The sequence below is a fragment of the Burkholderia arboris genome, assembly GCF_902499125.1.
GTDB lineage: Bacteria > Pseudomonadota > Gammaproteobacteria > Burkholderiales > Burkholderiaceae > Burkholderia > Burkholderia arboris.
In genome coordinates, this window is the sequence record NZ_CABVPX010000042.1 from 1 (window position 1) to 13,066 (window position 13,066).

Here is a 13,066-nt window from a genome sequence, read left to right on the forward strand (position 1 = left end):
CGGCGGCCAGCGCGCCGGCCGCCGGCCTGCCGGCCACGACCGTGCGTCTGCCGTTCGCGTCGCTCGGCGCGTTCGATCCGCTGCGCCTGCGCGGCGCCGACGACGCCCGCACGATCAACGCCGGCGTGCGGCTCGACCGCGTGGTCACGGGCGCGCGGCTGCGCCTGACCTACGCGTATTCGCCGTCGCTGATATTCCCGATGTCGCACCTGAAGGTGTCGGTGAACGGCGAGGTGATCGCGACCGTCCCGTTCGACGCCGCGCGCGCGGGCCGCACGGTCACGCAAGAGATCCCGATCGATCCGCGCTACTTCTCGGATTTCAACCAGCTCGGCTTGCGCCTGATCGCCCATTACACGCTCGACCATTGCGAGGATCCGGCGAACTCGGCGCTGTGGGCCGACGTGAGCCCGACGAGCGAACTGATCCTCGACGAATCGCCGGTGCGCCTGCCGAACGATCTCGCGCTGCTGCCTGCGCCATTCTTCGACCGGCGCGACAACGGCCGCGTGCGGCTGCCGTTCGTGCTGCCGGCCACGCCCGATTCGGCGACGCTGCGCAGCGCGGGCGTGCTCGCGTCGTGGTTCGGCGCGCTGGCCGACTATCGGCATGCGCGCTTCCCGGTGTCGTCCGGGCTGCCGGCCGACGATCAGGCGGTGGTGGTCGGCACGGCCGCGACGCTGCCGGCCGGCCTCGCGCTGCCGTCGGTCAACGGCCCGCTGCTCGCGGTCGCCGACAACCCGGCCGCACCGGGGCGCAAGCTGCTGGTGGTCACGGGCCGCACGGCGGCCGAAGTCGACGACGCGGTGGCGGCACTCGTGCTCGGCCGCGCGGCGCTGTCGGGGCCGGCGGCCACGGTCGCGCACGTCGATCTCGGCGCGCCGCGCAAGCCGTACGACGCGCCGCGCTGGCTGCCGGTGAACCGGCCGATCACGTTCCGCGAGCTCGTGAACGATCCGCGTCAGCTGGAAGTGCGCGGCACGACGCCCGATGCGATCCGGCTGAACCTGCGCGTGCCGGCCGACCTTCACTCGTGGAACGGCGCGGGCGTGCCGATCACGCTGCGCTACCGCTACACGGCGCCGACCGTTCAGGACAACTCGACGCTCGCCGTCGAGATCAACGATCAGCTCGTGAAGTCGTACCGGCTCGGGCCGGCCCAGGCCGAGGACGCGCGCGGCCGCATGCAGCTGCCGCTGCTGTCGGTGCCGGAAGGGCGCGTGACGAGCGATGTCGACATTCCTGCGTTCCGCGTCGGCAGCGGCAACCAGCTGCAGTTCCGCTTCACGCTCGATTCGCAGAAGACGGGCCTGTGTTCGAGCACGGCCACCGAGCCGCAGCGCGCGGCGATCGATCCCGATTCGACGATCGACTTCTCGCACTTCGTCCATTACGCGCAACTGCCGAACCTCGCGTTTTTCGCGAACAGCGGCTTCCCGTTCACGCGCTTCGCGGACCTGTCGCAGACAGCCGTCGTGCTGCCCGACCGGCCGTCGCCGCAGGAGCTCGAGGCCTACCTGACGATGCTCGGCCACATGGGCGAATGGACCGGCTTCCCGGCGCTGCGCGTGCAGGTCGCGCGCCCCGGCGACGTTGCCGCGTTGGCGGGCAGCAAGGACCTGCTCGTGATCGACGGCTCGCCTGCGTCGCCGCTGCTTGCGCACTGGCGCTCGGCGCTGCCGCTCGCGATCGGCGAGCAGGGCGGCGCGGGCGGCGGCGCGACGCGCGTCGCGTTCACGGTGAAGGAGCGCTGGCGCAACGGCGTCGGGCTTGCCGACGGCGGCGCGCATATCGAACAGAGCGGCCCGCTCGCGGCGCTCGCCGGTTTCGAGCTGCCGGGCAGCCGTGGCCGCAGCGTCGTCGCGCTGACGGCGACCGACCAGCCGCGCCTCGGCGATCTGCTCGACGTGTTCGAGAACGCCGGGCTCGTGTCGCAGCTGCAGGGCGACCTCGCGGTGGTGCGGCCGGGGCAGGTCGACAGCCTGCGGGTCGGCGAGCCGTACGTGGTCGGCTTCGTGCCGTGGTATGCGCGCGTATGGACGCATGCGGCGCGGCATCCGGTCGCGCTCGGCGCGGTCGGCGTCGTCGCGGGGCTGCTGCTCGCGCTCGGCGTGTTCAGCGTGCTGCAGAGAATCGCTGCGCGTCGACGGGGGATGTAACGGATGGCGCGGGCAATGACGAAGCGACGGGCAGCGCAGCCGGCGCGGCGTGTCGGCGCGACACTCGCGCTCGCGGTCGCGGTGACGTGCGCGGCGGCCGGCGTGGCCACGCGCGCGCACGCCGCGGGCGCCGCCGCGCCCGATGCGGGATGCAGCGCGGCGTGGCCGCGCTGGGACGCGTTCAAGCGCGATTTCATCTCGGCCGACGGCCGCGTGATCGACGTCGGTTCGGCCGATTCGCGCACGGTGTCGGAGGGGCAGGCGTATGGGCTTTTCTTCGCGCTGGTCGCGAACGACCGGCGCATGTTCGACACGATCCTCGCATGGACCGAGAACAACCTCGCGCAGGGCGACCTGAGCGCGCACCTGCCCGCGTGGCTGTGGGGCCGCGCGCCCGACGGCGCGTGGCGCGTGCTCGACGCGAACGCGGCATCGGACGCCGATCTGTGGATCGCGTATGCGCTCGTCGAGGCCGGGCGGTTGTGGCGCGAGCGCAGCTATACGGCACGCGGCGCGCTGCTCGCGAAGCGCGTGCTCGACGACGAGACGGCGGCCGTGCCGGGCCTCGGCCTCACGCTGTTGCCGGGGCCGACCGGGTTCAAGCTCGCCAACGGCCAGTTCCGCGTGAATCCGAGCTATTCGCCGCCGCAGGTGATTCGCGCGCTCGGCGCGCGCCTGCCCGACGACCGGCGCTGGGCCGCGCTGGTCGCCAGCACCGGGCGCGTGCTGCTCGACACCGCGCCGAAGGGTTTTTCTCCCGACTGGGCGCTGTATCGCGCGGGCACGGGCTTCGGGCCCGATCCCGAAACGCATGCGGAGAGCGCGTACAACGCGATCCGCGTGTACCTGTGGGCCGGCATGCTCGATCGCACCGAACCGCTTGCCGCGCCGCTGCTCGCACGCTTCGCCCCGTTCGCCGACTACATTGCCGCGCATGGCGCACCGCCGGAGAAAGTCGATACGACGACGGGCGTCGCGGGGCCGAACGACGGCAATGGCGGGTTTTCGGCGGCGGCCGTGCCGTTCCTCGACGCGCGCGGCCAGCGTGCGCTCGCGGATGCGCAGGCGGCCCGCGTCGAGACGCTCGCGCGCCAGTCGGCGCCCGGCTATTACACGAGCGTGCTGACGCTGTTCGGCCTCGGCTGGCGCGACGGGCGCTATACGTTCGGCGCGGACGGCACGCTCGACACGCGCTGGGGAGGCCGCTCGTGCGCCGCCCGCTGAAACGCGCCGTGCCGCACGTCGCGGGATTCGCGTGGCTCGCGTCGTCGGTGTGCGCGGCGGCGCCGGGCACCCCATCCGGCGGCACGGCGATGGCGAACCCCGCGGCGCCGGCGACCTCCGCTTCCGCCGACGCGCTGCGTCAGCTCGACACCGCGCGGATGTGGGGCACCAAGCATCGCGACGACCTTGCCCGCGATGCATTGCGCAAGGGGCTGCTGATCGCGCCGGGCGATCCCGAATTGCTGGCCGAACAGGTCCGCGTGCTGCTGCGGCTGGGCGACGCGAAAGGCGCGCAGGCATCGCTCGCGCTCCTGCAGGCGCAGTCGCCGAATGCGCCCGCCACGCGGCGGGTGGCCGACGAATACCGCGTCGCGACGAGCGGGCGCGGCGAGATGGCGCAGATCCGCCTGCTCGCGCGCAGCGGCCGTGCGGACGAGGCGGCCCGGCGGATCGTCGCGCTGTTTCCGAACGGCGCGCCGTCCGGTGCGCTCGGCGCCGAGTACTACCAGATCGTGTCGAATGGGCCGGGTGGCCGCGAGCCGGCGATCGCCGCGCTGCGTCGCGCGGTCGCGGCCGATCCGCAGGACACGAGCGCGTCGATGGCGCTCGCGCGGCTCTTGAACCAGCGCGCCGACACGCGCCCGGAAGCGAACCGGATCGCATGGTCGCTCGCGCAGCGCGCCGATGCCGACCATACGGAGTCGATGGCGCTGTGGCGCCGCGTGTTGCAGTCGGCCGGCAACGATCCCGCGTATCTCGATGCGTTGCGCGCGTATCTCGCGCTCGTGCCGGACGATACCGAATTCCGCGACCGCATCACGGCACTGGATCGGCAGCGCGATGCACAGCGCCGTCTTGAACGCGATCCCGACTACATTGCGCAGCAGCGCGGGTTGCAGGCGCTGTCGCGCGGCGACCTGGCCGCCGCCGATCCGCTGCTCACGCGGGCCGCGCGGACGCGCGCGGACGATGCCGATGCGGTCGGGGGGCTCGGCCTGCTGCGCCTGCGCGAAGGGCGGCACGACGAAGCGCGCACGCTGTTCGCGCGGGCCGCGACGCTCGCGACCGACCAGCGCGGCAAATGGCAAAGCCTCGCGCGTACCGCGCAGTTCTGGGGACTGCTCGCGCAAGGCCGCGAAGCGGCCAATGCGGGACGTCCGCAGGATGCCGAACGCGCAGCGCGGGCGGCGCTCGCGATGCAACCGGGCAGCCCGGACGCGAAGCTGCAGCTTGCCGATGCGCTGCTCGCCCAGCGCGACTGGGCGCACGCGGAGCCGTTGCTGCGCGAGTTGCTGGCCGCGCGTTCGCCGAACCTGTCGGCCATCCGCGGCACGGCCACGCTGTATGAAAACACCGGCCGCGCAGACAAGATCGGCCCGCTGCTCGACGCGCTGCAAGGGCGTGTGACCGGGCACGACGATCGCCGCGCACTCGACGGCCTGCGGGCCGACCTGCTCGCGAACCAGGCGCGCGCATTGGCCGACAAGGGCGAGCGCGGGCCCGCCGCGCAACGCTACGAAGCGGCCGTGCGCGCGGCGCCCGACGCGGCGTGGACGCGTTTCGCGCTCGCGCGCCTCTATCGCGACATGGGGCTGCCGCAGCTCGGCCGCACGGTGATGGACGACGGGCTGGCGCAGAGCGATACGCCCGAGATGCGCTACGCGACCGCGCTGTACCGTCATTCGCTCGACGATGTCGCGGGCGCGCAGGCTGCGCTTGCTCCCGTCGACGACGCGCATCGTTCGGACGGGATGCGGGCGCTTGCGCGCAAGCTCGAAGCCGAACGCGCGCTGGCCGACGCACGCGGCGCGCTCGCGCGCGGCGACCGCACGGCCTTTGCCGCGTCGCTCGCGCAGGCGCGGGCGAGCGCGCCGGACGATCCCGACATGCTCGCCGCGATTGGCACGCAGTGGATCGACGCGGGCGAACCCGATCGCGGTCTTGCACCGCTGCACGACTGGATCGCCGCGCATCCGCGCGAAGCCGATGCGGACGTGCGGCTGCGCTACGGCGACCTGCTCGGCAGCGCGGGGCGCGACGACGCGCTCGCCGCGTGGCTCGATACGCTGCGCCGCGACCCGTCGCTGACGCCTGCGCAGACGACGCGGCTCGAGGATCAGTCGCTGCGGCTCGTGCTGCGGCAGACCGACGACGCGATCGCCCAGCGGGACTATGCACGGGCGCGCACGCTGCTCGATCGCGCGAGCCCGGCCGGCCGCGCGGACAAGCGTTATGCGCTCGAACGGGCCGATCTCGAACGCGCGCAAGGCCATTACGGCGCGGCGCGCGACGCGCTCGCGCCGGTCGTTGCGCGCACGCCGGACGACGCCGATACCCAGCTCGCGCTTGCACGGATCGACGAGGACAGCGGCAACCGGGCCGCCGCGCTTGCACGTGTGCAGGCGGTCCTCGCACGCACGCCGGACGACGACGTCGACACACAACTGTCGGCCGTGCGCCGCCTGAACGCGCTGCGCCGCGCCGACGAAGCCGCGCAGGTGACCGACCGGCTGCACGCCGCTTATCCGGAGCGCGCTGACGTGACGGTTGCGGCCGGGCGCGTGGCCGAGGCGCGGGGCCGCTACGACGACGCGGCGTCGCTGTACCGGCTGTCGCAGTCGCAGGAACGCGCGACGGGCGTGAGCCCGGGCCGCGACGGGCTCACGCCCGCGCAGGCCGCGTTCGCGGATCTCGAGCAGCGCCGCAATCCCGAGATCGAAACCGGCTGGACGCCTGCGTACAAGTCGGGCGACGAAGGCATCTCGTCGTATCGCGCGCAGCAGGTGCCGATCTACCTGCAGATGCCGATCCGTTACGACGGGCACGTGTTCGCGCAGATCGACACCGTGCATCTCGATCCGGGCACGCTCGACACGAGCGACCCGAACGCGTATTCGCTGCAGACGTTCGGCACCTACGCAGCGCTCAAGGGGCTGAACGGGCTGCCGCCGCCATTCCAGCTGAATCAGCCGGCCGCCGCCCTGATTGCGAATCCGCCGGGCTCGCTGCACCAGTCGATGACGGGCGTCGCGCTCGGCGCGGGCTACCTGTCGGACGCATGGCGCTTCGATCTGGGCACGTCGCCGCTCGGGTTTCCCGTGCACTACCTCGTCGGCGGCGTGCGCTACCGCTTTGAAGCGGGCCCGGCGAGCTTCAGCGTGAATGCGTCGCGGCGACCGGAAACGAGCAGCGTGCTGTCGTATGCGGGGATGCGCGACCCGTGGTCGGGCGCGGTCTGGGGCGGCGTGCGCCGCGACGGCGTGAACCTGCGCGCGTCGGTCGACGTCGGCCGCACGAACCTGTTCGCGGAACTCGGCGCGGGCGTGCTGTCTGGCCGGAACGTCGAACGCAACGCGGAAGTCACGCTGCGCACCGGCTTCACGGTGCCCGTGTACGAGCGCGCGACGATGAAGGTCAGCACCGGGCTCGTCGGCAACGCGTGGCACTACGCGCAGAACCTGCGCTATTACACGTACGGGCAGGGCGGTTATTACAGCCCGCAGCGCTACCTGTCGCTCGGCGTGCCGATCGAATGGGCGGGGCGCCACGATGCGCTGTCGTGGGACCTGACTTTCACGGGCGGGATCTCGAACAGCTACGAGAAGGATTCGCTGTATTACCCGACGTTCAAGGACCTGCGGGCCGAGCAGGTCGCGGCCGGGTTCGTGTACGCGGGCAGCTCGACGCGCGGCGTGTCGTTCTCGTACGGCTTCAACGGCATCGTCGAGTACCGCGTGAATCCGCACCTGAGTGTCGGCGCGCAGTTGCATATCGACCGGTCGCACGACTATGCGCCGAGCTCGGCGCTCGTGTACCTGCGCTATGCGTTCGAGGCGCGCGCGCAGCGCAGCTGGCTCGTCACGCCGACGCCGGTGCGGCTTTATTCGGATTACTAGGGGCTGTTTCCGTATGGAACACACATGCGAATGCCCGAAATCGCTCGTCCCGCAACGGGACTTCCGGCGGGGCGTAGGGCAGGAAGTGAGGCGCGCCGGTTGGCCGCGCCAAACAAGCGACGAGCGCCGCCGCCATACGGGCGATTTCGGGCCTTCCCGCGGAATGAATTTTTTGATCAGGGGTTGCCGCGAGAACGGCTGCTCGTCGCGTTGCGCGCCTTGCGAATACGTCGGTATTCGTGGCGTCACGCGCCGCGCGAGCGGCCGTTTTCGCGGCAACGCATGGGTGTTCCAGATGGAAACAGACCCTAGGGGAACGTCGTGAATACGGAAATCGATGCCACCCGTCCCGCGCTCGGCGCCGCCGGCTTGCTGGGCCGCCTGCGCGCGCTGCTGCGCATGGGGCCGGCCGGCGGCCGCATCGGCACGCTGAGCCGGCTCGCGATCGACGGCCTGCCCGACACCTGGACGCAACTGGAGGCGGGCGGCCTGTACGCGATCTATGCGGCCGGCGGCACGCCGGCGTGCGATGCGCTCGTCTGGGAAAGCGCGCGGCAGGCGCGCACGCGCGACGTGACGGTCGTGCTCGCGCGCGATGCGGCACGCGTGGCCGACCAGATGGAAGCGCTCGGATTCGCGGGCGGCGCGCAGCCGGCCGGCTGGCCGCGCAACCTGAACGTGCTGGCGATGCCGCCGGCGGAGGAGCCGGCCGACGATGGCGCCGGCACGACCGGCGCCGCGCCGCGCCGCGCGGCACCGGGCCCGTTCGCGCGGTTGACCGGCGGCCTGCGCGCGATGAAGCGCTACGGTTTTCGCGCGCGTTCGCTGTATTTCGTGGAAGGGGCCCAGCGCTGGTTCAGCTGGGACGATCCGGTCGCACTCGCGGAAGAAGCACACGCGCTGGCCGACTGGTGCCGCACGCGCCGGATCGCGCTCGTGCTGCTGCTCGACCCCGAAGCGGCGCGTGCGGGCGACGACGCGCGCACCGACGATGCGCCGCTCGTGCGCGATGCGGACCGGACGCCGCGCAGCGGCTTCCACGGCATCTGCTCGGGCGTCGCACAGTTGCAGCGCACGCACGGCGAACTGCTGTGGATCGTCGATTTCTGGCGGGCGGGCGACACGCTCGCGGCCGGCGAAGTGCGGCCGCTGCGCTTTGCGCCGGGCGGCCGGTTGTCGGCGAGCATCGACGGCGGTGCGACCGAACCGGCGCACCGGATGAAGCTCGCGAGTGACGAGGATCGTGTCATCGTCAGCCGCGCGGTACTCGACGGCACGAATCGCATGCCCGGCGACTGGGAAGTCGTCGAAGACAACGCAGCCGTCGTCGCGGCCTGCGCGCACGCCCAGGCCGCAACCGCGGTGCTCGCGTTCCGCTCGCATGCGCAGCTCGAGGCGTTGTGCGCGGACGTGCATGCGCTGCGCCGGCAGTGCGGCGGTGCGCTGAAGATCGCGGTCGTCGAGCGCGGCGAAGTGCTGCGCCAGCAGTTCGAGATGCTCGTGCTGAGCGTCGGCGCGAATCGCGTCGTCGCGCGCGATTTGCCGGTCTCGCGAATGCAGGCCGCCGTGCATGCGCTGCGTGGCCAGCTCTACGCGCGGCCTGTCGCACCCGACTATCGCGCGGCGCTCGCGGCCGCGCTCGGTGACTCGGTGCTCGGCTATCTGCCGGTCGGCGCGTTCTGCCTGCGCATTCGCGCGGTGCTCGATCGCGGCGCCGTGCTCGCGTTGCCGCACACGCTCGCGAAGATCACGCTGCTGCCGGGCGTGTCGCACGTCGACGCGTTGCGGCACTGCCGCCCGCGCCGCGCGGGCGACGTCGTGACGGCCGATCCCGGGCACCTGTTCGTGTTCCTGTTCGCGTGCGAACCGGTCGACGCGGAAGACGCGCTCGCGCGGATCTTCGACGTGCCGGTCGATACGCTGTCCGACCGCGTCGTGTGTCTTGGGCAGGGCAGCATCAACTCCGAGCTCGATGCGTTGAAGGCCGAGAACCGGCGTGCGCCGATCGCCGACTACAGCGACCTGTTCGCGGCGCCGCACCCGGCGGGCAGCGTGCGCAAGCCGCCCGCGGGCGCCGATCTCGGCGTGACGCCGGCAGAAGCAAGCGAGGCGATCGAAGCAATCGATGCCATCGTCGCGCTCGAGGCGATCGGTGAGACGCCGGCGCCCGAAGCCGTCGACGCACCGACGCCGCATCCCGTCATTCCCGCCGCGCGTGCGCGCGGCGCCACCCGCAGCGTGATGCCGCTGCGCAAGCAGGAGCGCGCATGATTGCCGTACTCGTCACCGGTTTCATCGTCGGCATCGTGGTTGCGGTGCCGGTGTGGATCGTCGCGCAGCACCTCGGCATCGGCCGCGGTTTCCATGCCCCGCGCGGGATCGACCGGCACGGCGCGGTGCCGTGCGAACTCGTGCCGGTCGCGCTGCGCGGCCGGTTGCTGCCCGGCGCCGGCGCCGACAAGGCGGCGCGATGAAGACGATTGCCATTACGTCGACGACCGGCGGCGCGGGCCGCACGACGCTTGCGGCCGCGCTCGCGGTGCTGCTCGCGCGCCGTGGCCGGCCGGTCGTCGCCGTCGAACTCGATCCACAGAACCTGATGGGCGCGACGCTCGGCCTCGACACGCTGGCCGAACACGGCCTCGCGCAGAGCGTGCTCGGCGGCGCCGAGCCGTGGCATGCGCATACGTGGCGTAATGCCGACGGCGTGCTGTTCGTGCCGTACGGGCACGTCGATGCCGCCGGTGCGGCCGCATGCGATGCGCGGCTCGTGGCCGATCCCGCATGGCTGTCGCGTGCGCTGGACGAGATCGGGCTGCCGGCCGACGGCGTCGTGCTGGTCGACACCGCGCGCTATCCGTCGCCGCAGGCCGAGCAGGCGATTCGCTGCGCGGACCTGACGCTCGTCGTCGTGCCGCCGGAGCCGATCGCCTGCGCGACGACGGCCGCGCGGCTCGGTGCGCTCCGGGCCGGCGCGGGTGAGCTGCAGATCGTCGTGAACCGGCTGAACCCGGCGCGCGACATGCAGCGCGACGCGCTCGCGATGCTGCGCGCGGTCGCGGGGCCGGCATCGATGCTCGAGCAGCGCATCCACGTCGATGCGGCGGTGCCCGAAGCACTAGCGCGCGGCAGCTGGATCTTCGACGACGCCCCGTATTCGCAGGTGTCGCACGACCTGAACGGCATCGCGAACTGGGTCCATGCGTGGCTGACGGCCGTCGCCGCGGGCCGCACCGGAGCGGTGCGATGAAGGCCGCGTTCGCGTCGCGACTGCGCACGCTCGGCCGCCGTGCGGCCGACTGGTGCGCGCGCGGCATCGGGCTGCCGGCGGAACGTACGCTGGTCGACTGGCTCGTGCGGCTGTTCTTCCACGCACCGCCGCCCGGCCGGCCCGATCACGTGCGCCGCTGGGTGCGCGTCGGGTTCCTGCGGCTCGCGCACGACTGGGGCGTGCTGCAGCCGCTCAGCGTGCGCGAATGGCTGTGGCGTGCGATCGTGCGTGCGCCGCGCGCGGCCGACGGCCGGCCCGCGCGCGATCCGCTCGCGTGGTTCGACAAATACGTGGTGCCCGTCTACGTGGCCGGGCGCGCGGTCGCCCGGCGCATCAACGCGCTGCTCGAACGTTTGCCGTGGGTGCGCTGGGGCGAGTGGCTCGATGCGCGCGCGAACGGCGTCGGCCGGCACCGCTGGCTCGCGCCGCTGCTGCTCGTGGCCGGTGCGGTGCTGTGGGCCGCGGCCGGGATGTCGCCGCTGATGCCCGGTGCGCAGTTCGCCTTCTTCGCGATCGTCGCCGTGCTGGCGCTCGCGCTGCGCCGCCTGCCGGGCCACCTGCCGACGCTCGCGCTCGCGTCGCTCGCGCTGCTCGCGACGGTGCGCTACGTATGGTGGCGCACGACGCAGACGCTCGATTTCCGCAGCCCGGTCGAGGCCGTCGCGGGCTACCTGCTGTACGGCGCCGAAGCCTATACGTGGATGATCCTGCTGCTCGGCTTCGTGCAGACCGCGTGGCCGCTCGACCGGCCGATCGTGCCGCTGCCCGACGATCCCGACACCTGGCCGACCGTCGACATCTATATCCCGACCTACAACGAACCGCTGTCGGTCGTGAAGCCGACGGTGTTCGCCGCGCAGAGCATCGACTGGCCGACGGCGAAGCTGCGCGTGTACCTGCTCGACGATGGCCGGCGCCCCGAGTTCGCGGCGTTCGCGGCCGAGGCGGGCATCGATTACCTGACGCGCGACGACAACCGCCACGCGAAGGCCGGCAACATCAACCGCGCGCTGCCGAAGACGCACGGCGAATACATCGCGATTTTCGACTGCGATCACGTGCCGACGCGCTCGTTCCTGCAGACGACGATGGGCGTGTTCCTGCGCGACCCGAAGTGCGCGCTCGTGCAGACGCCGCACCATTTCTTCTCGCCCGATCCGTTCGAGCGCAACCTCGGCACGTTCCGCGAGATCCCGAACGAGGGCAACCTGTTCTACGGCCTCGTGCAGTCGGGCAACGACCTGTGGAACGCGACGTTCTTCTGCGGCTCGTGCGCGGTGCTCAAGCGTACCGCGCTGGAGGAGGTCGGCGGCGTCGCGGTCGAGACCGTGACCGAGGACGCGCACACGGCGCTCAAGCTGCACCGGCGCGGCTATACGTCGGCGTACCTGCCGACCGTGCAGGCGGCCGGCCTCGCGACCGAAAGCCTCGCGGGCCACGTGAAGCAGCGCACCCGCTGGGCGCGCGGGATGGCGCAGATCTTCCGCATCGACAACCCGTTCTTCGGGCGCGGGCTCGGCCTGATCCAGCGGATCTGCTACGGCAACGCGATGCTGCACTTCTTCTACGGGATTCCGCGGCTGGTGTTCCTGACGATCCCGCTCGCGTACCTGTTCTTCCACCTGTATTTCATCAACGCGTCGTCGCTCGCGCTCGCGAGCTACGTGATCCCGTACCTCGTGCTCGCGAACGTCGCGAACTCGCGGATGCAGGGACGCTACCGACATTCGTTCTGGGCCGAGGTTTACGAATCGGTGCTCGCGTGGTACATCGCGCTGCCGACCACCGTTGCGTTCTTCAGCCCGAAGCATGGCAAGTTCAACGTGACCGACAAGGGCGGCAAGATCGACGAAGGCTATGTGGACTGGTCGACGTCGAAACCGTATCTGGTGCTGTTCGGGCTGAACGTGCTCGCGATCCTCGCCGGCCTGTGGCGGCTGGTGGCCGACCAGGGCGACGAGGCGTCGACGATCCTGATCACGCTCGGCTGGACCGTGTACAACCTCGCGATGCTCGGCGCGGCGCTGGCCGTCGCGCGCGAGACCAAGCAGGTGCGCGTCACGCACCGGATCGCGATGCGCGTGCCGGCCATGCTGGTGCTCGCCGACGGGTCGACCGCCGCGTGCTTCACGAGCGACTATTCGACCGGTGGCCTCGGCCTCGAAGCGGTGCCGGGGCTGCCGCTCGCCGTCGGCGACACGGTGACGGTGTGCGTGACGCGCGGCGACCGGGCGTTCCCGTTCCCGGTCCGCGTGACCCGTGTGACACCGACCCATGTCGGCGTGAGCTTCGAGGAACTGACGCTCGAACAGGAACGCCAGCTCGTGCAGTGCACGTTCGGCCGCGCGGATGCGTGGCTCGACTGGCACGAAGGAGAGCGTCTCGACACGCCGCTCGGCGGGCTGAAGGAAGTGCTGCGGATCGGGCTCGACGGTTACGTACGGATGTGGAAGGGTGCGGCGCGCGGCGTGCAGGCGATGCTCGCGCCGAAACTCGATCGGGCGCGCGACTGACGC

The 13,066-nt window shown here is 71.9% G+C and carries 7 protein-coding genes; all 7 read left to right on the plus strand.

Annotated features, from left to right (window positions below; translation table 11 throughout):
* Nucleotides 1–2,159: cellulose biosynthesis cyclic di-GMP-binding regulatory protein BcsB (bcsB, locus tag BLA15945_RS33745; protein ID WP_174994389.1), on the plus strand; the 2,159-nt coding region annotated here is incomplete at its 5' end.
* Nucleotides 2,160–2,162: 3 nt separating this feature from the next.
* A complete protein-coding gene (bcsZ, locus tag BLA15945_RS33750) occupies nucleotides 2,163–3,383 on the plus strand; it encodes a cellulose synthase complex periplasmic endoglucanase BcsZ (RefSeq protein WP_174994390.1) in 1,221 nt (406 codons plus the stop codon).
* Nucleotides 3,368–7,279: a cellulose synthase subunit BcsC-related outer membrane protein gene (locus tag BLA15945_RS33755; protein ID WP_174994391.1), complete on the plus strand. Its 3,912-nt coding sequence runs from the start codon at nucleotides 3,368–3,370 to the stop codon at nucleotides 7,277–7,279. The genes bcsZ and BLA15945_RS33755 overlap by 16 nt, the downstream gene beginning before the upstream one ends.
* 321 nt (nucleotides 7,280–7,600) lie before the next feature.
* Nucleotides 7,601–9,550: a cellulose biosynthesis protein BcsE gene (gene bcsE / locus BLA15945_RS33760; protein ID WP_174994392.1), complete on the plus strand. Its 1,950-nt coding sequence runs from the start codon at nucleotides 7,601–7,603 to the stop codon at nucleotides 9,548–9,550.
* Entirely contained in the window at nucleotides 9,547–9,753 is a 207-nt protein-coding gene (locus BLA15945_RS33765) for a hypothetical protein (RefSeq protein WP_059234863.1), read from the plus strand. The genes bcsE and BLA15945_RS33765 overlap by 4 nt, the downstream gene beginning before the upstream one ends.
* On the plus strand, nucleotides 9,750–10,529 hold the full coding sequence (gene bcsQ / locus BLA15945_RS33770) for a cellulose biosynthesis protein BcsQ (RefSeq protein WP_059234861.1): 780 nt from the start codon (nucleotides 9,750–9,752) through the stop codon (nucleotides 10,527–10,529). Before BLA15945_RS33765 ends, bcsQ begins: the two co-directional genes overlap by 4 nt.
* Nucleotides 10,526–13,063 carry a UDP-forming cellulose synthase catalytic subunit gene (gene bcsA / locus BLA15945_RS33775; RefSeq protein WP_174994393.1) on the plus strand — a complete coding sequence of 846 codons (2,538 nt, stop codon included), beginning with the start codon at nucleotides 10,526–10,528 and terminating at the stop codon, nucleotides 13,061–13,063. The genes bcsQ and bcsA overlap by 4 nt, the downstream gene beginning before the upstream one ends.
* Nucleotides 13,064–13,066 lie beyond the last annotated feature (3 nt).

Bases quoted from the DNA above. Each gene is read 5' to 3' on its own strand.
- bcsZ (WP_174994390.1), top strand. From the start codon at position 2,163: ATGGCGCGGGCAATGACGAAGCGACGGGCAGCGCAGCCGGCGCGGCGT.
- BLA15945_RS33765 (WP_059234863.1), top strand. From the start codon at position 9,547: ATGATTGCCGTACTCGTCACCGGTTTCATCGTCGGCATCGTGGTTGCG.
- bcsQ (WP_059234861.1), top strand. From the start codon at position 9,750: ATGAAGACGATTGCCATTACGTCGACGACCGGCGGCGCGGGCCGCACG.
- bcsA (WP_174994393.1), top strand. From the start codon at position 10,526: ATGAAGGCCGCGTTCGCGTCGCGACTGCGCACGCTCGGCCGCCGTGCG.